General features: G+C 50.2%; 15 protein-coding genes. 2 read left to right on the top strand and 13 right to left on the bottom strand.

Going from position 1 to position 21,359, the window contains the following annotated elements; all coding sequences use genetic code 11:
• Positions 1–4: 4 nt before the first annotated feature.
• From ACX1DY_RS04090 to ACX1DY_RS04050, 9 genes are all read right to left on the bottom strand, one after another.
• Entirely contained in the window at positions 5–997 is a 993-nt protein-coding gene (locus ACX1DY_RS04090) for a LacI family DNA-binding transcriptional regulator (protein ID WP_458963417.1), read from the bottom strand.
• A 139-nt stretch (positions 998–1,136) separates the two neighbouring features.
• Positions 1,137–2,126 (bottom strand): LacI family DNA-binding transcriptional regulator, encoded by a 990-nt coding sequence (locus ACX1DY_RS04085; protein ID WP_458962930.1) that lies wholly within the window; start codon positions 2,124–2,126, stop codon positions 1,137–1,139.
• Positions 2,127–2,200: 74 nt separating this feature from the next.
• Complete coding sequence (locus tag ACX1DY_RS04080) at positions 2,201–3,025, bottom strand: carbohydrate ABC transporter permease (protein WP_458962929.1); 825 nt, start codon at positions 3,023–3,025, stop codon at positions 2,201–2,203.
• Positions 3,025–3,906: a carbohydrate ABC transporter permease gene (locus ACX1DY_RS04075; RefSeq protein WP_458962928.1), complete on the bottom strand. Its 882-nt coding sequence runs from the start codon at positions 3,904–3,906 to the stop codon at positions 3,025–3,027. The genes ACX1DY_RS04080 and ACX1DY_RS04075 overlap by 1 nt, the downstream gene beginning before the upstream one ends.
• An 88-nt stretch (positions 3,907–3,994) precedes the next feature.
• Positions 3,995–5,359 carry an ABC transporter substrate-binding protein gene (locus tag ACX1DY_RS04070; RefSeq protein WP_458963416.1) on the bottom strand — a complete coding sequence of 455 codons (1,365 nt, stop codon included), beginning with the start codon at positions 5,357–5,359 and terminating at the stop codon, positions 3,995–3,997.
• Positions 5,360–5,596: 237 nt separating this feature from the next.
• Complete coding sequence (locus ACX1DY_RS04065) at positions 5,597–7,696, bottom strand: glycoside hydrolase family 36 protein (RefSeq protein ID WP_458962927.1); 2,100 nt, start codon at positions 7,694–7,696, stop codon at positions 5,597–5,599.
• Positions 7,697–8,079: 383 nt separating this feature from the next.
• Complete coding sequence (locus ACX1DY_RS04060) at positions 8,080–9,411, bottom strand: type 2 periplasmic-binding domain-containing protein (protein WP_458962926.1); 1,332 nt, start codon at positions 9,409–9,411, stop codon at positions 8,080–8,082.
• 122 nt (positions 9,412–9,533) lie between these two features.
• The gene (locus ACX1DY_RS04055) at positions 9,534–11,180 is read right to left on the bottom strand and encodes a response regulator transcription factor (protein WP_458962925.1); all 1,647 of its coding nucleotides are present in this window, start codon (positions 11,178–11,180) and stop codon (positions 9,534–9,536) included.
• Positions 11,158–12,996 (bottom strand): sensor histidine kinase, encoded by a 1,839-nt coding sequence (locus tag ACX1DY_RS04050; protein ID WP_458962924.1) that lies wholly within the window; start codon positions 12,994–12,996, stop codon positions 11,158–11,160. The genes ACX1DY_RS04055 and ACX1DY_RS04050 overlap by 23 nt, the downstream gene beginning before the upstream one ends.
• A 230-nt stretch (positions 12,997–13,226) precedes the next feature.
• On the opposite strand from ACX1DY_RS04050, the gene ACX1DY_RS04045 reads away from it, so the two are divergent.
• Together ACX1DY_RS04045 and ACX1DY_RS04040 are read left to right on the top strand one after the other, a co-directional pair.
• A complete protein-coding gene (locus tag ACX1DY_RS04045) occupies positions 13,227–14,117 on the top strand; it encodes a carbohydrate ABC transporter permease (protein WP_458962923.1) in 891 nt (296 codons plus the stop codon).
• Entirely contained in the window at positions 14,117–14,953 is an 837-nt protein-coding gene (locus ACX1DY_RS04040; RefSeq protein WP_458962922.1) for a carbohydrate ABC transporter permease, read from the top strand. The genes ACX1DY_RS04045 and ACX1DY_RS04040 overlap by 1 nt, the downstream gene beginning before the upstream one ends.
• Before the next feature lie 322 nt (positions 14,954–15,275).
• Here ACX1DY_RS04040 and ACX1DY_RS04035 read toward each other — a convergent pair whose 3' ends face one another.
• From ACX1DY_RS04035 to ACX1DY_RS04020, 4 genes are all read right to left on the bottom strand, one after another.
• Positions 15,276–17,633 carry a beta-galactosidase gene (locus ACX1DY_RS04035; RefSeq protein ID WP_458962921.1) on the bottom strand — a complete coding sequence of 786 codons (2,358 nt, stop codon included), beginning with the start codon at positions 17,631–17,633 and terminating at the stop codon, positions 15,276–15,278.
• A gap of 100 nt (positions 17,634–17,733) precedes the next feature.
• Positions 17,734–19,317, bottom strand: a complete 1,584-nt coding sequence (locus tag ACX1DY_RS04030) for a DUF3502 domain-containing protein (RefSeq protein ID WP_458962920.1) — start codon at positions 19,315–19,317, stop codon at positions 17,734–17,736.
• A 66-nt stretch (positions 19,318–19,383) separates the two neighbouring features.
• The gene (locus tag ACX1DY_RS04025; protein WP_458962919.1) at positions 19,384–20,313 is read right to left on the bottom strand and encodes a carbohydrate ABC transporter permease; all 930 of its coding nucleotides are present in this window, start codon (positions 20,311–20,313) and stop codon (positions 19,384–19,386) included.
• A 17-nt stretch (positions 20,314–20,330) separates the two neighbouring features.
• Entirely contained in the window at positions 20,331–21,257 is a 927-nt protein-coding gene (locus ACX1DY_RS04020) for an ABC transporter permease (RefSeq protein ID WP_458962918.1), read from the bottom strand.
• Positions 21,258–21,359: the final 102 nt, after the last annotated feature.

The raw sequence follows: 21,359 nt of genomic DNA, 5'->3' as shown, positions 1-21,359 counted from the left end.
ACGCTCAAGTCGTTCCCTTCTCGAGCAATCTGACCGGAAGAATGGTCTCAAGCGGTACCTGTTCGCCCGCGATCTGCTGAAGCAGGTACGTGACTGCCAGTTCTCCCATTTTCTTGATTGGCTGCTTAATGGTAGTTAAATCATCCACGTTGCCAAAAGAAATTCCATCATACCCTATCACCTTTACTTCATCGGGAACGGCTTTGCCAATCTTTCTGCAATTCTTCAACACTTGCAAGGCCAGCATATCGCTGCTGGCAAATACACCGTCAATATCGGGATTTTCCTGAAATAAGCGGCAGACCAGTTCCTCGTACTCCTTGTATTTAAAGCCGTTCAGATCCGTTTGTTTAACGATGAACTCAACGTCTTTTCCGCTCACTTGTTCCAGAAAAGCGTCATGCCTCTGCTTGGCCAGCAGGTTAAGCCGTAAATTTCCGCTAATATATGCTATCTTTTTACAATTTCTCTTTAATAGCAGCTTGGTCGCCAATACTCCTCCATGATAATTATTAGAGGAAATAAAAGGAATTGATTTTGAAATTTGCCGGTCCAAAGTTACTAGTGGAAGGTTGATTGACATATAATCCGCCACTCTCATCGTATGGCTGCCCATTATAATTCCATCAACCTGACTGGCTCTCAGCAAATCGATATACTCCTTCTCTTTTTTCTTGTGGAGCAAGGAATTGCACAGCATCAGCTTATACCCCTGATCGTAGGCGTAGGATTCAATGTACTTGGTTACTTCTCCAAAGAACGGATGAGAAATATCAGGAATGATAAGACCTATGACATTGGATTTTTTGCGCAGCAAAGACCGCGCCAGCTCATTCGGCTGGTAATTCATCTCCTCCATGGCTTCACTTACTCTTTTCTTCAAGCTCTCGCTTAAGTATCCCCGGTTGTTGAGAACACGGGAAATTGTCGTGACCGATACTCCCACTTTCTCTGCAATATCTTTAATCGTTACACCCATCCATAACCTCCTTTCCAGAATAAGTTCTCTAAATCCACTATGTTAACCGGTTAATATAAAAGAGAAGAGGCACAGCCTCACAGGAAGAATCCGGCCTCTTCTGCGCTGACCCTGTGAAGTTTCTCCCTCTGGCAGAGAGACCGCTACTGCTCTTGTCTTATGTCGTACCCCGCTCAATAAGAGAAACCGGAAACGTGCTCTGCATGTGAATTTCTTCACCCTCGATTTGCTTAACAACTAACTGAATCATATATTCGCTCATTTCCCGAACCGGTTGTCTGACCGTGCTAAGATGCGGCGTAATCAGGGATGCGAGCTGAACGTCATCGTACCCGACGATTCTGATCTCTGAAGGGATGTCTTTCTTAAGTTGTTGACAAGCATGAATGACCTTGGCAGCAATCACATCGCTACTGGCGAATACACCGTCTATTTCTGGATGCTCTTGTAAAAAACGGACAATGGCACAGTCATTCTCGCTGTCATCCATTCCTTCTTCTTCTAATTGAAAGTGCAGGGGTTCTATTCCTGCGTTCTTCAGCTCTGCATCATATCCCAGCCCTCTCTCGCTAGCCAACATAGCCTGGTGATAAGGACCGTCTATTCCACGATAGATAAAAACCGGTTTGCGGCAGCCTTTATCAATTAATAATTTTGTGGCGAGTTTGCCGCCTTCAAAATTGTCTGAGGTAACGACAGGAACATCCTCCGATAAAACCCGGTCAAAGGAGACAATCGGAAGCTTCAAGTGAAGATAATGCTGAACGTCCAGCGCAGCACTGCCCATGATGATTGCATCCACCTGATTTTTCTTCAGCATGTCAATATAATCGCTTTCCTTGGAGATATTGCGGTTAGAGTTGCACAGCAGCAGCTTATAGCCCTTTTGATCCGCGAAATACTCAAGGTAATAGGTTAGCTCGGCAAAAAAAGGATGCGCAACCGTAGGTATAATCAGTCCGATCATATTTGATTTCTTTTTGAATAAGGCCCGGGCCATTTCGTTTGGCTGATAATTCAGCTCTTTCATAACCTGATACACTTTTTCCCTAGTCTCCTGGCTGATATAACCCCGATTGTTGAGTACACGAGAAACCGTATTCACAGAGAGACCGGCCTGTTTTGCGACGTCTTTAATTCTCGGCATAAAGACCACCTAGCTTTTTTATCCAATTATAAATTAAAACTGGATTAATTTCAGCAAGAAAACGTGGATTACCCTTATTTTAAAGCTCCTTCTGTAATACCTTTTATGATTTGTTTCTGTAAGAATAGATAAATGACAAGCACAGGAATGATCGTCATAATGAGCCCGGCCATTAAAGGCGCGTAGTCAACGGAATAGGAAGAAAAGAAGGCATAGGTTGACAGCGGCAACGTTTTCTGGTCGGACGACAGCAGCACGAGGCTCGGCAGCAAATAGTCATTCCATATCCAGAGCACATCCAGAACAAGCAGCGTTACAAAAACCGGCTTTAACAAAGGCAACACGACACTAAAAAACGTTCTCAGCCTTGAGCTGCCTTCGATAAACGCAGATTCCTCCAGCTCAAATGGAATTCCTTTGATGAATCCGTGAAACGTAAATACGCCAAAGGGAACCCCGAATCCCAAATACATAAACAGCAAGGTCATTTTATTGTTCAGCAGATCCATATTCCCGTATAACATAACCAGCGGAATCATAAGCACTTGGAACGGAAGCGCCATCGAGGCCAGCATGAGGAAGAACAGGAAGGCATTCAGCTTCCATTTATAACGTACAAACAGATATCCTGTCATCGCCGAAAAAATAATAATAATGAATACAGCAACGACGGTGATGATGAGCGAGTTCATGAATCCCTGCAAAAAGTCCATGTCCTTAAATGCACTTACATAGTTGTCAAAATTAATCGTTGTAGGAAGCGCCATAGGGTTTTCAAAGAATTGCTGTGTTGTTTTGAAGGAGTTCATTACAATCAACAGGAAGGGAGTCAGAAATGCAAGCAACAACAGATACAAACACACCGATTTTACCCGAGAGCTGAGCCGCTGAGCATTCATTAGGATTCCACCTCCAATTTCTTGAGCAGATAGGATTGAGTTAGCGCTATGATCGCTACGACAGCGAACAAGACGACGGCTTCCGCCTGACCGATGCCATATTGATTGGACAGGAAGGCCTTTTGAACTATATGGTAAGTGGCGAGTTCGGTCGAATTGAAGGGTCCGCCTTTGGTTAAGGAAAGGTTGATGTCATAAGTCAGGAATGAACGGGACAGCGAAATGAAGATACAGATTACGATGGCCGGAACCGTAAGCGGAAGGATGATTTTACGGATAACCGAGGAACGGCTGGCCCCGTCAATGCTGGCTGCTTCCAGAACGTCAGTGGGAACACCCGTAAATCCGGCAATATATATGATCATTAGATAACCGACCAATTGCCAGGCCGTCGCAATGATGAGCGCCCAGAACGCAGTCTGCGTATCTGTCAGCCAGGAAGTGGAGAACATCTCCCACCCGTATTTATTGCCTAAGTAAGGCAGCACCTGCGAGAACAATGTTTGCCATAAATATCCGAGGACGATACCGCCGACCAGATTGGGGGTGAAGAAGCCTGTGCGGAGCCATTGCTCCCCTCTTCCTCCTCTGGTTAGCGCCAAGGCGATGAAAAAGGCAAATAAATTCGCGATAAGCACGGTGAAAAATACAAATTTCAGGGTAAACCATAATTGGCCCAGGAAGATTTTATCGTGAAACACCTCTGAGTAGTTTGCAAAACCGATGAAGCTGCTGTCGGCAGTTCGAACATCCCAATTCGTAAAGGTCAAATATAAGCCGACGACGAACGGAATAACAACAACAGCGGCAAACGCGAATACGGAGGGACCGCCGAATACCAGGAATGTTCCTACGTTCTTTAACGATAACTTATTCTTCATAATGCTTCCCCCTTTCTTGAAGAAAAGATGGGCTGAGGCTGCATCTCAACCCATCTGTTCATTTCAAAACAATAAAGTAAACGAATGTCTATTTTCCGGCATATGTTTTCCAGTAATCCTGAACCTCTTGCGCAAGTCCTTGACGGTCAATCTTTCCTACCAGGTACTTCTGCATGGAGGCACCGGTCTTAGCCCAATAATCCTGCGGCAAGTAGTTGATTACACCGATGTTAACAGTCTTCCCTTGATCTACATAGCTGCTTACGGCATCTGAAATCACGTTGCTGCCTTTTGCTTTGAGATCTTTGTAAGGCATGGACAGTCCCATCTTGGTAATGATTGCGTCCTGGCCCTGCTGGCTTGTTAACGTCCATTCGATAAACGCTTTTGCTGCTTCCTGCTGCTCAGGTGTTGATCCCGAATTGTCAATCGCGAAAAGCTTCGGTTCGCTGTAAGCCACTTGAGAGTTGCCAAAATCGCTCGGATTATTGCTGATCGGCACTGGAATGATACCGAAATCTTTATCGCGGCCTTCAAGTGTGCCGATTACCGACCAAGTCCAGTCTCCCATGAAGTAGAATGCAGAAGCACCTTTGGCAAAATCTGCGCTGTCTTTATTGTAATCTGCTACAAGCGGATCGCTTTTGCGGGCATTGTACTTCTTCAGCAAATCAAAGGTGTCCATCAGGCCGGTAAATTGCGGATTGTCTGTAAGATTGACTTTCCCATTCTTCAGTTCTTCTACAAATTTGCGATTGTCATCTACCTTTTGCGATTGCAAAGAATAGGTCAGGCCCAGATAATGAGCCCCTAAAGACCAGTCCGCTCCGTGAATCATCACAGGCGCTTTGCCTGCGGCTTCGATCTTCTTAAAAAGCGCTTCCAAATCGTCACGGGTTTTTACCGTTGCGGGATCAAAGGTTCCCCCAATGGCTTCTTCTACCACCCGTTTGTTGTACAACAAGCCGTATCCTTGAGCTGTCCAAGGAATACCGAGGAACTTGCCGTCGAGCAACGCGCCCTCAACAGCCCCCGGTTTGGTCAGCCCTTCATATTTGGCCTTATCCGGCTCCAAATCGAGGAACTTGTCCTTATATTGCAGAATGGTTCCCGGATCGAGGTTGGCAATAGTAGCGGGATTTCCCGAGGCCAGCAGTGATTGGAACTTTTCAAGCTGTGCTCCTCCAATTGGCGTCGGAATGAGTTCAATGGTCACATTCGGATTAAGCTCATGATAAGTCTTAAATAGCTCCTCGAACACCGTATTGGCTTCCGCAGAAGTATTGAAGAACGTAAGCTTGACGTCCTTGGCAGTCTGCTCTGTCTGCGTTTCTCCCTTTGCCGGCTCCCCGGTTGCTGCCGCAGAGTTGTTTGTAGAATTGCTCTTGGAACATCCGGCCAACAAACCCAGCACCAAAGCCAAACAGATTGTGAAACTTGCTCCCTTTCTCATTTTCAATTCACTCTCCCCTTACATTCTGTTTTGAATGCGCATTCATTTGCGATGCACCTTTATATTAACCGGTTAACATGTTTATGTCAATGGATTATCATATTAAAAATTTAGTGATTGCTGACCTGTTCCAATGGAGGTTTGCTATATACAAAATCACCCTTCGTTACGGGGGCTGATGCCCGTTCACGAAGGGTGATTGCTATTGCTGACCCGGCTCTTACAGCCGGACCGGCCTTAAGAAGAATGAACTTCAAATAATCTGGCTGTTCTCCCCGATGGAAGAGATACGGTTAGTATTCCTTCCGTCTTGTCCCAGCCCCATTCCGAATGGTGCTGCTGCGGATAGGTGCACTTTACAGCCGCCTCCTGCCCCTTAAGCTCAGCGATGGGCAGCTTCACCTCAGCTTCCTCTCCGGCAATCCGCCAGACCGCGAGGTAGCGCGTATCGCCGTGGCGCAGGCCAAAGCTGACCCACTGGCCTTCGCTGTCCGGCAAGCCCAGCGGCCAGAATGGCGTCGCTTGCGGGATGTGGGCTCGGATGGATTTGTAATAATCCAGCGCTTCCTTCACCAGCTCCCGCCGCCGGGGCTCAAGCTCCGCCAGATGGCCGCTCTGGTGTACACGAAGCAGCAGCGCGTTGACCATGTTGAAGATGACCTCTTCATCATCACCCTCGCGCAGCGGATAGGACCACACCGCAGATTGCTCCGGTGTGAGGGCCATCGGCGAACCTGCGGCAATCGCCGCGTACTGCACATAGTCCTCCTGGTCACTGGTGGACTGGATGCTGTGCCGGCTGAGCATGGCATAGTCCATACGCATACCGCCGCTGGAGCAATTCTCAATGACCAGCTTCGGATAACGGGCAAAAATGCTGTCCAGCCAGGCCAGATAAGCACGGTTATGCTGCAGCAGCCCATCGCCGAAGCTGTCTGCGTCCGTCTCTGTACCGATACCGGCATTGATATTGTAGTCCATCTTGATGTAGCCGACCCCATACTCCTCCACCAGTCTTGCAATTACGCTGTCAGCATGCTGAATCACCTTCGGATTCCGGTAATCGAGCTGGTAGCGGCTGCGGTCCTTGACCCGTTTGCCATGGCGCATGAAGAACCAGCTATCGTCCGTCTCGGCCAGCTTCGGACTGTTGATTCCCATAACCTCCATTTCCAGCCACAGGCCGGGAATCAGCCCTTTGCTGCGGATGTAATCCAGCACAACCTTGATCCCTTCCGGGAACCGCTCAATGGAAGGCTCCCACTGGCCCACTCCATCCCACCACTCTCCGGGCGCATACCAGCCCGCGTCGATGCAGAAATATTCGCACCCGACATCGGCGGCGGCATCAATCAAGGGCAGGAGCTTCTCGGTTGTCGGACTTCCCCACAGACAATTCATATAGTCATTAAAAATGATCCGCAGCAGCTCGTTATCCTCATTCGGACGGCGGATAATCCGGCGGTAGGCGGTAAGCTGCTCCGCCGCACCCTGGATGCCCCCCTGGACAGCTCCGACGGCGACCGGGACGGAGATGAACTCCCCTCCCGGAGCGAGCTTCAGCCACCAGTGGTTGTCATGCTCGGTCGGGCCGCTGACCAGCAGCGTAAGCTGATCGTACTGGTCGGTCAGCTCCCAGTGCCACGAGCCATTATGCTCAATCTGCCAGAACAGGCTGCTCCCGCTCTCCTTGTTGTGCAGAATTGCCATCGGCAGCAGCTCTGCCGCCGACCAGGAGCCTGTGTTGCTGGCAGCGATGCGCTTCGAGCCGCGGTCGGCCAGATGTGACATCCCCAGCTCCGGCAGCCGGTAGGTCCGCCACTGCAGCTCGCTCTGCCAGCCGCTGTGGGCAAGCGTAACCTCGATTTTATCATTGCGGTCGCCGCTGCCCTCTTTGTCCACACCTGTAAGCGCAAATGTTGAAAGGTATTCTACGGCTGCTTCAGCAGTCCCTTCATTCTTCAGCACCGTCCAGCAGCGTACCGTCTGCACGCCGTTATAGAACTGCAGATGCTGCACTGCTTGGATTCCGGTCACCGGATCAACCAGCGTGATCTCAAGCTTGCGGCCAAACGTATTCACACTGTCATGATGGCCGCCGTACACCATCCGCAGCCCCGGATACGACGCCCGGTGCGTGCGGCCGTGATATTCATCCCGGTCCTCTCCCGAGAGCTGCAGCTCCAGCAGCCGGAACCCCGGCTTATGCTTGTCCGCAATCAAGCCAGCCTCCAAAGGCGCTGCGCCAAAATGCAGGAGCCGCACATCCTGCTCTTCCGTAATTTCAATCGTAAGATAAAGTCCGTTCTCGGCAATCTCGATGAGCTTGCTGTCCATAAATAATTCGGCCTCCTGACAAATGTTGGTGTCTCCCCTGATTATAAGGTCTTCCTTTGTATTCGTAACTGAAGATTTTTATAGCCGTTGTACAAGTGAGTAAGTAGCGGAGGGGAAGTTTGGAATTGGAGGAGCGATAGCGTCCGCCTAAGAGCTTTCCGTAGGAAAGCTAGCATCGTAAGCATAGGCTGTCTGCGGATTTCCACCGCGAAGAGCGGTAACAATCAAGAAATCTGCAGACAACAGCGGCCGGAAATCCAAACATTCCCCGCAGCTACGACAATTCACTTGCCATCTGCTTTAAAATCATTGTTACATAGAAAGGACGGCCCCCCGGTAATGAATCTTACCTTCAAGGCCGTCCCAAAATAATTGATTAAGCTTTATTGCCCGGCCGATCCGAATTGAATCCAGGCTTTTTGAATTTCGTCGATGGCTTGATCTTTGGTTTTGCTGCCGCCGATATAAGCCTGCATCAATTCACCGAATTTCTGGTGGAATGTATCCAGCGAATAGTTAACCGACAGATCGCCGGATTTTTCGGTTTTGAGGATTTCGTTCATTTCCTTAGGCATTTGCAGGTCAGGCATCGGAGCATCCTTGATTGGCGGGATGACCTTAGCCACTGTGGAGAACCAGCTCTTGCCGTAGTCGGAAGTGTACAGCCAGTTGAAGAAATCAATCGTTTCCCTAGCTACAGGGGAATCCTTATTGATCCGCAGCGCCTGGTCCGCACCGGTGATGATCTGGGATTGCTCTGGTTTGTCGCTGACAGGATAACCGGCGATGCCAAGGTCAAAGTCAGGGGTGATTTTCTTGATCGCTTCCTCATCCCATGCGCCTTTACCGGTCATAAATGCTGCTTTGCCCAAGGCAAAGTCGCTGACTTCAGCATTGCTGTCGCGTTCCAGAGGCTTGTCTGTTCCGTGTTTTACAGTAGTGTCAATGAAGTTGAAGAAGTTGTTGTACAGCACCGGATGATCCTTGAACGTGGTTTTGCCGGCGATAAAGTTGCCTACCAGCGTCTTGGCGTCAATTCCGGCATCCGTAGCAGCCGCATCCACGAAGTGCTGGAAGATGTGCTTCCAGACCCACCACTCTTTATAAGCGTTGGCGAATGGGGTGATGCCCTTGGCTTCCAGCTTGGTAATGGCATCATCCATTTGTGCGGTTGTCTTTGGAACCTCAGTGATTCCTGCATCGGTCAGCAGCTTTTTGTTATACATCAGGACGAACAGGTTGCCCTTGACCGGAAGTCCGAGCACCTTGCCGTCCGAGGAGGTCATATTGGAGCGGACCGCATCAGTCATTGCTGCTGCCAGCGGTTCATTCGTCAGATCTGCACTGTATTCGGCAAAGGTGTCGATATCTCCGCCGGCAGTAGTCTGGAATACGTCAGGTGTGCTGCCTGCGGCAATTTTAGATTTGAGCACCGTATTGTAGTCCGCCTGCATAATTTCCAGATTGATGGTTACATTCGGCTTCACTTTTTTGTATTCGGCAATATAAGCGTTGAAGGCATCGGTGTACTCTGGAGATGCAGTGAACATATTAATCGTGACAGGTTTGGAAGTATCTGTAGCTGTATTCGCCGCTGCATTTGTTCCCCCTGCGTTGTTAGCGGCATTATTGGTGTTGTTGCCACCGCAGCCAGCCAGTAGTCCGCCAGTAAGCAGCAGACTTGCGGATAGTGCTATAAATCTTTTACCCTTCATGATGTTGCCCCCTTTTCCTCATGTTTCTTGTGGTCTTGGTGTTATTTTAAATAAAAAGAAAAAGGATGAGAATGTACATAAGTGATCTTATGAGGGTAAAAAAGTGTGCTCATGTAACCGTTTCACTTTTCTCCCTCCGAGTGCAGCAGCCGAAATTCAGAAGGTGAACACTCATAGTAGTTGCGGAACGCCTTGCTGAAATAGTTCTTGTCCTTATAGCCCAGCATCTCGGAAATATCCTGAATCTTGAGCGCAGGGTCGGACAGCAAATCCTTGGCCTTGTCCATTCTGACCTTCTGCACATACTCATGAATCCCATACCCGTACTGCCCCTTGAACAGCTTCATCAAGTATTCTCTGCTCAGGAAATATTTATCCGTGAACAGCGATATTTTAATATTCTCGAAATAGTGGTTATCAATGTACGCTTTAATATTTTCCAGCACACCGCTGCGGTCTCCGGCCAGCGATCTGCTGATTTCTCCGGCGTATACATCCAGAATGCGGCTCAGCACACCCTCGAACTCTCCGAACGTGGCAAAATCACTGCTGATGCCAAGCCCGCGAAGCCCCTTGCTTTTGCCGCTGCGCAGCCGCTCTGGAACCGCCTCAAGCTGAGTGGCGATATCCCCCAGCAAAATGATGAATTCCTGAATCCGCCGGTCGGCTTCACCCAGGCTGAAATACTCCGCGGCCTTCCACTTCCGCGTGAATTCGCTGAGAATGCTCTTCGCGTGGTTGACGTTTCCGCTCTCCAGGGCATTCAGAATCATCGGCATCCGTCCCGTCAGGGAAGGGCTGTCCTTAGCTGCAGGCTTCGCAGATCCAATGCTTGCGACTATATTCTCCTTCAGATTCAGCAGATCAATTTCATCCAGCGCGGCTTTGGCATGCTCATAGGACTGGGCAATCTCCATCACGTCGCTGTAGGACTGCCCAATGCCTCCCGCACACACTATGCCGAACAGCTCCTTCAATGTAGAGACTGCCTTCTTCATATGATGCAGTGAGAGGAACGCCGCCTCTTCCCCGTAGCTCCCCTTCAAGGTGAAAATTGCGATGAACTCCCGTTCACTTCTGGGGCTGGCGAAGCTGAAGGCCTCGAAATGGCCGTCGCTGTTCTCGTTGATGACATTGGTTACGGCAAAATGCAGTAGATCCCGGTCCTCATGGAACCGGTCATGGCGTACCTGCTCCAGATTCAGCATCCGCAGCACGCCTACGGTAAAATGATTGCCCGGCGTGTCCGCACCAATCAGCGGCAGAAAGGCTTCATTGGACTGGTTCTTGAAGCTGCGCTCAATGATGGAGAGATACATCTTCTCCTTCAGCTTCGGAAGAGACATGTTCAAGGTAATGTTGCGGCTGATGAACTCGCTCTCCTTCTTGCGTTTGGCTTCCAGCACATCGACTGCCTTGCGCAATGCGGCGTTAAGATCATTCCGGTTCACCGGCTTCAGCAGGTAATCCACCACCTTGGAGCGGATGGCCTGCCGGGTATATTCGAAATCGTTGTAGCCGCTGATCACAATCAGCAGCAGATTGGGGAATTCGCGTTCGGCGATTTGCAGGAGCTGGCTTCCGCTGAGCTCCGGCATCTTCATATCCACCAGCGCCAGGTCAATCTTGTGCTGCCGCAGGAGCTCCAGCCCCATCTTGCCGTCCGTCGCCTCCAGCACCTGCTCAACACCCAGGCCCTTCCAATCCCCAAGAATATTAATCGCCTCGCGCAGCGGCTCTTCATCATCAATAATCAGTACTTTGTACATGTTGTCCCAGCCCTCCCCGCGGTAACCGCATATCCATTCGTGTGCCCTGCTCATCGCTGGCAATCGTAAGTCCAGCTTCTTCTCCATATAAGAGCTTTAGGCGTGTGTTCAAATTTTTAAGACCGATGCTGTCGTCCTTCTCTTGTGGGTCCCCTTCGCGGTCTTCCCACTGGATCTGCAGCGAGCTGAGCACCTGCTCAAGCCGCTCTGCGCTGATGCCCGGCCCGTCATCCAGCACGGAGATTACGCTGTGAGTGGGCGTAATATGGGCCTCGATCCGAATGGTGACCGTACTGGACACCTTCTCCAGCGCATGCTTGATGCAGTTCTCCACCAGGGTCTGAATCGACAGCTTGGGAATTCTCAGCGCAAGCAGGCTGTCATTCCAGTCATAGGCCACCTGCATGCGGTTCCCGAAGCGGGCCTTCTGCAGCGCCAGATAACGTTCAATATGCTTCAGCTCCTCACTGGCCTGCACCACATCTTTTCCGCTGATGCAATACCTCAGGGTGAGGGCCAGATTATCGACCATTTCGACGATATCATCATTGTTGTTCTTGAGCGCCTTAGTGGAAATCGCCTGCAGCGCATTGTACAGAAAATGCGGATTGATCTCGGCCTCCAGCGCCTTGAGAACGGCGTTTTTCTCGACAATTTTCATTTTATAGCGTTCGTTGATCAGCTCGTTTGTCCGCTCCACCATCTTGTTGAAGTGGCGGGACAGATACGCAATCTCGTCATTCCCCTCCACTACAGCTTCGGCATCGAAGCTGCCGGTGCTGAAGCGTTTCATCTGCAGGGACAGATGCTTCAGCGGGCTGGTGATTTTGTTGGAGGTGAAGCTGACCAGGATAACGGACACAATCAGGAACAGCAGGCCAATCGAATAGCTTAACATGCGTGTAGTCGTCGCCGCTTCATAGATTTGCTTATACGGAATCGGCTTGATGAGCTTCCAGCCTTCTTTTTTGCTGATGTCATAGATCACCAGGTATTTCTCCTTGTTGTAGGACCACGTCACACGCCCGTCGAGGGCCGGCGTAAGCAGCTTAAGCAGCCCCGCAGCCTCACTGTTCTGATAAAATTCCCGGTTATCCACCACAAACGGCTCGTTATCCGGGCTGACATACATCAGATGCTCCCCCGTGCTGAACGGAATATCCTTCATAATCTCATCCGTCACACTGGAATTGAAATACAGCGACAGGACCGCCTGCGGCTCCCGGGAGACAATCGAACGCAGCAGCCGGTGATAGCCCATGAAGCTTTTATCTGAATTCACGGGATAGTCCGCACTTTTTTCCAGCTCCGATCTGTCTTTGACAAAAGACTGGTACGAACGGTTAAAGGGGCTTGCCAGCGCACGCTTGTACCACGAAAGGTTCTCGATGGACGGATGCTCGGCCTCCCGCACGGTAATGTTATAGTTCTCCTTGGTGACATAATAGTATTTATGCTCTTTGATTACATACAGGTAGATGGCCTCCAGATCTTTGCGGGAAAAATAGAGATTCTTCAAATAATCCTCCACATACATTTTGGACGCGTAATCCTCCGACTCATGCAGGAGCGCATAGGTGAACTCATCATAGGAAATTTGCGGCAGGGACAATTGCTCGATGCCGTCCAGGTAGCTCTCCAGATTGCGGCCAACCAGAAGCAGGTTGTTGCTCGTGCTGGAGATGCTGTTGTTCACCGACTCCTTACGCAGCATTCCATAGGAAATGAACGTGAGCGAGGTTACGACCAGGATGATAATGATCGTGAACAGGAGTATGAGCTTATTCGCCAGACGGCGTGAAATCCGCTCCAGCAAAGGCTCGAACAGCTTGTACAGAGTTGTTTTGATGACGCCCTACCTCCTTCTCGCATGAACTTTGAGGGACAAGGTTCAGTTCACCTTTTTACCCCTAAGTGTACTCTTAAATCCATTTTTGAGTATAGGGGTCTGCTCTATAATACACAATATAGACTAACCGGAATGGTTATGTGTGGCAAGCAAGCACAATACTCCCACCACCCTATAAACAAAGAAGAGGTGCAACCATGTTAAAAACACTCGGCAGAAAATGGCGCGAAAAACTGGACTTCGGGCTGTTCACACTCCCCGTTCTGATCTGTATCGCGATTGCGTTCTACATTCCGTTTGTGATGACCATCCGCTACTCCATGACAAAGTGGAACGGGATCTCCAAGCATCCCAAATTTGTCGGCCTGGATAATTTCCAGCAGATTTTTACAGGGGACAGCAACTTCGCCAATTCGGCGTGGTTCACAATCAAATACGCGCTGCTCTACATTGTGATTGTTAATGTGCTGGCGATTCTGCTGGCTGTACTGCTCGATATGAAGCTGAAGTCCACCTCCTGGCTGAGAGCGGCCTTCTTTATCCCTTATATCCTCAGTCTTGTGATCGTCGGCTTCATCTGGAAATTCATCTTCATGCAGGGCTTCAACTCGCTGGGCGCCAGCACAGGCTGGTCAGTCTTCGGCTTAAGCTGGCTGGGGACACCGGGGCTTGCTTTTATCTCCATATTAGGGGTTTCGATCTGGCAGTCCATCGGCTTCTATCTGGTGATCTATATTGCGGGCCTGCAGTCCGTGCCGGACGATCTCAAGGAAGCGGCCACCGTTGACGGCGCCGGACCTGTGCGGAGATTCTTCAGCATCACGCTGCCGCTGCTTGCTCCGTCCATCACCATCTCGGTCTTTATGGCGCTGACCAACTCCATCAAGGTGTTCGACGTCATTCTGTCGCTGACCGGCGGTGGTCCGGGCGGAACTACCTACAGTATCGCTTATGATATTTACCGGGATACCTTCCAGAACAATCTGTACGGATATGGTACAGCGAAAGCGCTGATTCTGTTCCTGGCCGTCCTGGTCGTGACAGTGATCCAGCTTACAGTCTTCAAACGGAGAGAGGTTGAGGCATAATGAAAACAAACAACAGCAAAGCAGGCCGGATCATCCTGGAAGTTGTTCTGGTGCTCCTCTCCCTTGTGTTTCTGTATCCGCTTTTCCTGACCATTATCAACTCGTTAAAAAGCTTCAGCGAGGTCATGACCGACGTAATCGCCCTGCCGAAGCATCTGGCGCTCAGCAATTACTCTTATGTATGGAAGTTCATCAACTATCCGAGATTGTTCCTGAACAACTTTGTCATTACCGGTCTTGGCCTACTCGGCATCGTGTTCATTTCCTCCATTGCGGCCTATAAGCTGGCACGGACAAAATCCAGACTGAGCGGTGTCATTTACTTCCTGTGCATTATGCCGATGCTGATTCCTTTCCAATCCATCATGCTGACCGTACTGCAGACTGCCAAAAACCTGAATCTCTCTGAGAGCACCTGGGGACTGGGACTGCTGTATTGGGGCTTCGGCGCTCCGCTGGCCGTATTCATCTATCATGGCTTTGTTAAGGGGATTCCGGCAGAAATTGATGAAAGCGCCACGATTGACGGGGCTTCCAGCTTCCGGCTGTTCTTCAGCGTCATCTTCCCGCTGCTCAAATCGGTAACGACGACCATCGTCATCATCGACGTGATGTGGATCTGGAATGACTTCCTGCTCCCGCTGCTGATGGTTAACGGCTCGCCGGATACGAAAACTCTGACACTGGCTGCTTACACGTTCGTTGGGCAGTATACCTCCGACTGGCAATATGCAATGACCGCAATGGTTATGGCTGTACTGCCTTCCATCATCGTGTTCATCTTCCTGCAAAAGTACATCGTGAAGGGCGTTGTCGCCGGAGCGGTGAAGGGTTAATCTTATATGTAGACAAATGGAAACGGCTGCGCCGTCCTTAACTGGACAGCGCAGCCGTTTTAATATTTTAGTGGAAAAAGTGAACTTAAACCCGTCCCATCTACTCTCCAGTAAGCGCTTGTGGGAAAAAGTACACCTAATCTGGCCGATTCGCACCATTATAGGTGAAATCGAATCAATTAAGTTTACTAATTCCCACTAATACTGTTGTGGAAAGGGTTTTGAGCACATTTAAGTGTACTAATTCCACTTCACTACCTGCAAATCTCTACAAGCTTGCGCTGCCGGCAAACCCTACATTGGATTTCCGTCTCCGAATTGCCTACCCTGTCAACGCCACCCGGTAGACCGGAACAGCCGTAACGCTGTTGAAAGCCGCCGTTGCTTCGCCGGTGAACTGTTGCTCGGCCGCCATAGCGGCACCTGCGACGACAGTCATCACCCCTTTGCGCAGCGGCGTGGTCTCCAGGATGATTTCCCCGCTTTGAATCGTATCCCGGAACCGGGACAAACCGATTTCCCAAGGGAGCCCGTTGTAGAAATGGTCATGAAATAATTGGCCTTCAGCGAAGGCGTAACCTACATTGCCTGTATAGTCGATGCTGAGAAGCACATCTTCCACACCCGCCAGCGCATCTGAAGCGATGTGCAGAGCCAGCTTATGCTCATGGATTTGCCGGGTCTCAAGCCCGATCTCCTTCACAGGAACCTCCAGATCATAGCTCAAGAACCACTCCTCTCTCCGCTGCGCTATGGAGCAGGCTGCTTGTGCCGTCTTCCATTCAGACACGGCCCCCGGAACTGCCGCGTACTCTCGGAAGGAGAAGCTGCTCTGGCCGGTGCTGAAGAACTCGATACCTTCCGCCGTCTGGACCAGAGGGATTTCCGAGAACATAATTCTTGTGGACTGGCCGTCCTTCATCTCCCACAGGGTTGAAGCTTCCTTTGCATTCATGACGTAAATGCGAAGCTCTCTGGCCCCGGCCCGAGTAATACGGATCATCGCAGAGCCGTCATGGGGGATCAGGACGGAGCAGCTGCCGTCCGCTTCCTGCTCCACGGCTCCGCGATCGACTGTCAGGCCGGTGATTCCCTGCCCATCGAGCAGAAACTCCCCATCCACACCCTCCGGCATGGAGAAGAAATAAGTGGCTGCTTCGGCAGACTCCACCACAGTTACCGGCTGGGCCGTAGCATAGCGGAGGTTCAGCCCATCCAGCGTGAAGTTGAACGGGAAGATGAACGAAGCGTTCCTCCGCACAGTAAGCGAACTTTTTCTTGGGAAGCTAAGCGTCTCCTCAGCCAGCTCCACCTCAAACCGGACATCCTCATGCGTGTCCATCTCCACATGATCCTGATAGTTATTGACGAACAGGAACCCGGCCTTTCCGTCTGTACGGACCGCGTACCGCAGCGTATGCGAGTCTTCAGGGGTAATAGATATCGCATTTTGCGGAAGCACTGTTGCCATAGGCATCAGGCGCTCTGCAAACTGGCGGAGAAAATAATGCAGCGGACGCAGCAGATGATTGGAGTCCCGGATCTGTCCGAATTCACCGATGGGAGCCTGAAAATCATAGGTGATTCGCGGTGTGGTGCTCTCATTCAGATAACCTGTCTTCCCTACCGGATTCGTTCCTCCGTGAAACATGTAGTAGCCGACAAAGTTGCAGCCTCCGGCAATTTTCATCAGACTCATCGCCATTACGCTCTCCGGCTCCACCTGGAAACGCGAAAGATACCAGGTCTGCATGCCCCCGCCCATCTCACAGCAGGCAAAAGGATATTTCGTTCTGCGGTACGGCGGATTGTACTCCCCGGTCTCCGCCTGCTCGTCATGATAATTCATGAATACATACTCCCCGGTCGGCTTCTGGTCAGGATTCTGCTTGCTGATGCTCCAGGGGGTATAGGCATAACCGCCATACAGCGGAAGCACCTCATCTTCCAGAAACGGCGCATCGCCCCAGCCTGTGCTGGTATAGACCGGTGCATCCATTCCCGCCTCAATTGCATACTGCTTCAGAAAACGCATATGCTCAGATCCGGCTTCGCCTCCGATTCCTCCGCTCAGATATTCATCGCCTTGCTTCGCGGTCAGCTCCCACAGGGCAGCAGCGGCATTGAACTCATTCTCAAGCTGGATGCCGATCACAGGCCCGCCGTCCTTGAACATCAGCCCTGCGGACTGAGCCCCGATCTCATGGAACAGCCGGCGGACATAGCGCAGGTAATCTTCATCATTGGAGCGGACATCAAACGCGCGTCCGAATAGCCAATCCGGCAAACCTCCGTTGCGGACCTCCCCGTGGCAGAACGGGCCAACACGAAGGATCACATACAGCCCGTTACGCGCACAGAGCCGGATGAATTCCCGCAGATTCCGGTTGTCCTGCCATTCGAAGGCTCCTTCGAGCTCCTCATGATGGTTCCAGAAAATATAGGTAGCTACTATATTAATCCCGGAAATCTTCATTTTACGGATTTCTGTCTCCCAATCGGCCCGTGGATAACGGGAATAATGGAACTCGCCGCAAACGGCAAAATAAGGCTTCCCGTTCAGCTCCATGTAATAATTGGTAAAGCTGATTTGCTCGCCCTGCGGATTGCTTCCACCCAGCCGCAGCGTCGATGGATAAATTTCTTTCGGGGAAATCCCGGCCAATATTTTATATTCCATGTTCAGAGCTCCTTTTCTTCTGAATAACAAAAATGGGCTGCCCCAAAGCTATGCCTTGGAGCAGCCCGGAAGCCGTTACATAAGCTTCACTTTCAATTCGCTATTTTTTTTGAGCAGCGAGGAAGGCGTCGATTTGGGTCTGCATTTCAGCTTGAACCTTGTCAATGCCAGCGGATTTCAACTGCTGAATCAGGTCGGCTTGACCTTTGTCGATATCATCAATCAAACCGTATTCGAGCGGAATAGCATAACGCAGCATTACGTTGCCGATGTTCGCTACTTCGTTCTTCACTTTAGTGGAGTCGAAGACAAAGGTTTCCAGCGGGAAGTGGTAGATGCTGGACTGCCAGCTCTTGAACATATTGTCAGCTTCTACAGGATACGAAGCATCTTGACGGTTCAGCGAAGAGTTCCAGCCCCAGTTCGAGAAGCCGGTGTAATTGGCAGCCGCAGGGCCTGCAGTGAACTTGGTATCGCCATCAGGATTGTAGTTGCTTCCGGCAATGCCGTACATCGTCAAATCATGAATTTCCTTGTCATTTTGCAGAAGATCAATCAGCATCAAAGAACGCTCTGCATTCTTGGAAGTGGCATGGACCGCCATACCGTTCTGGGTTGAAATGGCAGCGATTTTCTTCTTGTCCGGAGTAAGGTCGGCAATCGCCAGTTCTACATCCGGTTTGTCGCGGCGCATTTCAGCAAGGTTAGCTGCCACTGTTCCAAGGTTATGAGCATAAGAGGAGACTTTGCCTGCTTTGATATCCTGCCATACATCGTTTTTGTTGCTGACTACGTTTTTGGACCATGCGCCGTTGTCGGCAAGATCTTTGTAGTAGGTAAGCAATTGCTTGAATTCAGGAGTGTCATAGATGTCAAATATTTTACCGGATGCATCGTCCAGCTTGTAGGCCAACGGCGTCAGGTTCGGATCTACCAGGTTGAAGTTGTTGTTCTGTTCAAGCAAAGTCTGGTCAAGCTCATGCCATTTCCAGCCATCGGCAGGCTTGGCACCGTAAGCGGTAATGCCTTTTTCGTTCTTGGCAACCGTTTTCAAGTAATTGGCATAGGTTTCAGGACTGTTGATTTCCGGCAGATTGTATTTCTTGCGCAGGTCTTCACGGTAGAGCACTACTTTATCGGTAACCTCAACATTGTTGTTCGGAACCATGTAGAGCTTGCCATCCACTTTTGCTTGCTCCCAGGAAACCTTAGGCATAGCTTCCCAGGTTTTCGGCATGTACTTGGACAGCATGTCATCTGTCAGCTCCAGGAATCCGCCTTTGAGCGCCTGATCGTTATAGAAAGCCCAGTTCGCAGTGTACACAAGGTCGAAATCCTCATTGGCGGCAAATTTCAGTGGATACTTCTGTGTCCAGTCAGACCAATCGAGGAATTCTGCATCCACAGTAGCATTGATTTTTTCTTTCAGCTTTTTGTTCAGCTCGCCGAATACCTTATCGTAGTCGCCAGGCTGGCCGCCAATCAGCAGCATTTTGAGTTTGACTTCCTTGGAGGTATCAGGAGCGCCGGAATTCGTGGCTGCTCCCTCCGTAGCGGTTGCTCCTGCGTTTGTGGCTTCCGCAGCTGTGTTGTTGTTGTTGCCGCCTCCGCATGCACTTAGAACTGTGCCAAGCATCAATACTGTCGCCAGCGTAGCTGTTAGTTTCTTCTTTTTGTTAGTCATGACCGATGTTTCCCCCTAATCGAATAGTTGGTTTACATTTCTATTGATAACCAGGTTGCCCTGAGATCATCCTTTAACTGCACCGATGGTTAAGCCTTGTACAAAATACTTTTGAATGAAGGGATAAGCAAGCAGGATAGGTCCTGTAGCCACGATGGTCATCGCCATCTTCAAGCTTTCGGTAGGCAGATCAGAGTTCACTACCGCACCCGAGGCCATCATTGCCTTACGCATGCCGTCCATATTGCCAAGCATTTTGTAGAGATAATATTGCAGCGGCATTAATTCGGACTTGGAAACAAACAGCAGTGCGTTGTACCAGTCATTCCAGTAGGCAAGAGCGATGAACAGCCCGATGGTCGCCAGTGCAGGCTTGGACAGCGGAACAATTAGCTGCAGGAAGATGCGGAAGTCGCCCGCTCCGTCAATCTTGGCGGATTCCGTAATCGCATCCGGGATGCTGCTCATGAACGACTTCATAACGATAATGTAGAAGACATTGAGCATCATAGGCAGAATCAGCACTACCAGCGTGTCTTTGAGATGCAGGTAGTTGACGATCATCAGATACCAAGGCACAAGGCCGCCGCTGAACAATGTAGTGAAGAAGAAGAAGAATGAGAAACGTCCACGCCATTTGAAATCTCTCCGGGACAGCACGTATGCTGTCATGGAAGTTAGGAACAGGCCGAGCACAGTACCGATTACCGTAACGCTGATTGTCACACCGTAAGCTCTGAGCATTTCAGCCGGATATTTGAACAGCAAGCTGTAGGCTTCCGTCGAAAACTTCGAAGGGATTAACTGGAATCCTTTCTCAATAATTGTGCTCTCCTCACTCAGAGAGGAGGACACCACCAGAATGAAAGGAAAGATACAGAATATGGCGAGCACCGAAAGTGTCGTGTATCCGATGATTGACAGCAGCAGCCGGTCTTTATTGCCGCGCCCGCGGCGTACCTCCGTAGTTTGGATATTTGCAGTAGTTGAACTCATGGCGTTACCTCCTTTTCCTAGAATAGAGCACGATCCTTATCGTATTTGCGCACTGCGTAGTTGGCAAGCATAATCGTTGCAAAACCAAGCAGCGATTGATAGAAGCCAGCCGCAGCGGACATTCCAATTTCATTTGAAGTCGTCAGCGAGCGGAATACGAAGGTGTCGATGACGTCGGTGGATGAGAACAGCAGCCCGTTGTTGCCGACCATGTTGTAGAACATCCCGAAATCTCCACGGAAGATATTGCCGATCGCCAGCAGAACCAGAATGATGACTGTAGGGAGCAGGTTCGGAACTGTAATCTTCAGAATACGCTGGAAAATATTCGCCCCGTCAATTTCAGCCGCCTCATACATCTCGGTATCAATACTGGTGATAGCCGCCAGATACATGATCGTTCCGTAGCCCAGCGTCTTCCAGGCGGATACAACGACGAGGATAACCGGCCAGTAAGCGGCTGTGTTGTAAATGTCGACCGGCTGCATGCCGAGTCCCTTCAGCAATACGTTGATTGTACCTACATCGAAGTTGAACAGGTTATAGGCGATAGCTCCAACCACAACCCAGGAAATGAAGTAAGGCAGGAACAATATCGTCTGTGTCAGCTTCCGGAACCATTTGCCCGCAACCTCGAACAGCAGGATCGCTGCAAAGATCTGAAGCACGTTGTTTACAACGATAAAAGCTATATTGTAAAGTGCCGTGTTCCGCGTTACGCGCCAGGCGTCGCCGGAATCAAAGAAAAATTTGAAGTTGTCCAGTCCATTCCATGGGCTGCCGAAAACGCCGCCTGTGTAATTAAATTGCTTAAATGCCAGCACAATACCCGCCATAGGCACGTAAGCGAACAACAGGAAAAACAATACCGCAGGAACTAGCATCAAGAGCAGCGATCTATACTTCTTGACATCGTCCCAGAATCCATGTTGTTTCTGTTTCATCTCGAATCCCCTTCCCTCTCACTGTTTCTCTATGGCTTTATTATAAAGAACCGTTTAAGTGGCGGGGATTAAGCCTATCAACTAAAACTAATACTTTTTCAA

This window comes from Paenibacillus sp. BAC0078, assembly GCF_054483875.1.
The sequence above is the reverse complement of the archived record's forward strand: the minus strand, read 5'-3'. Positions and strand labels throughout refer to the sequence as shown.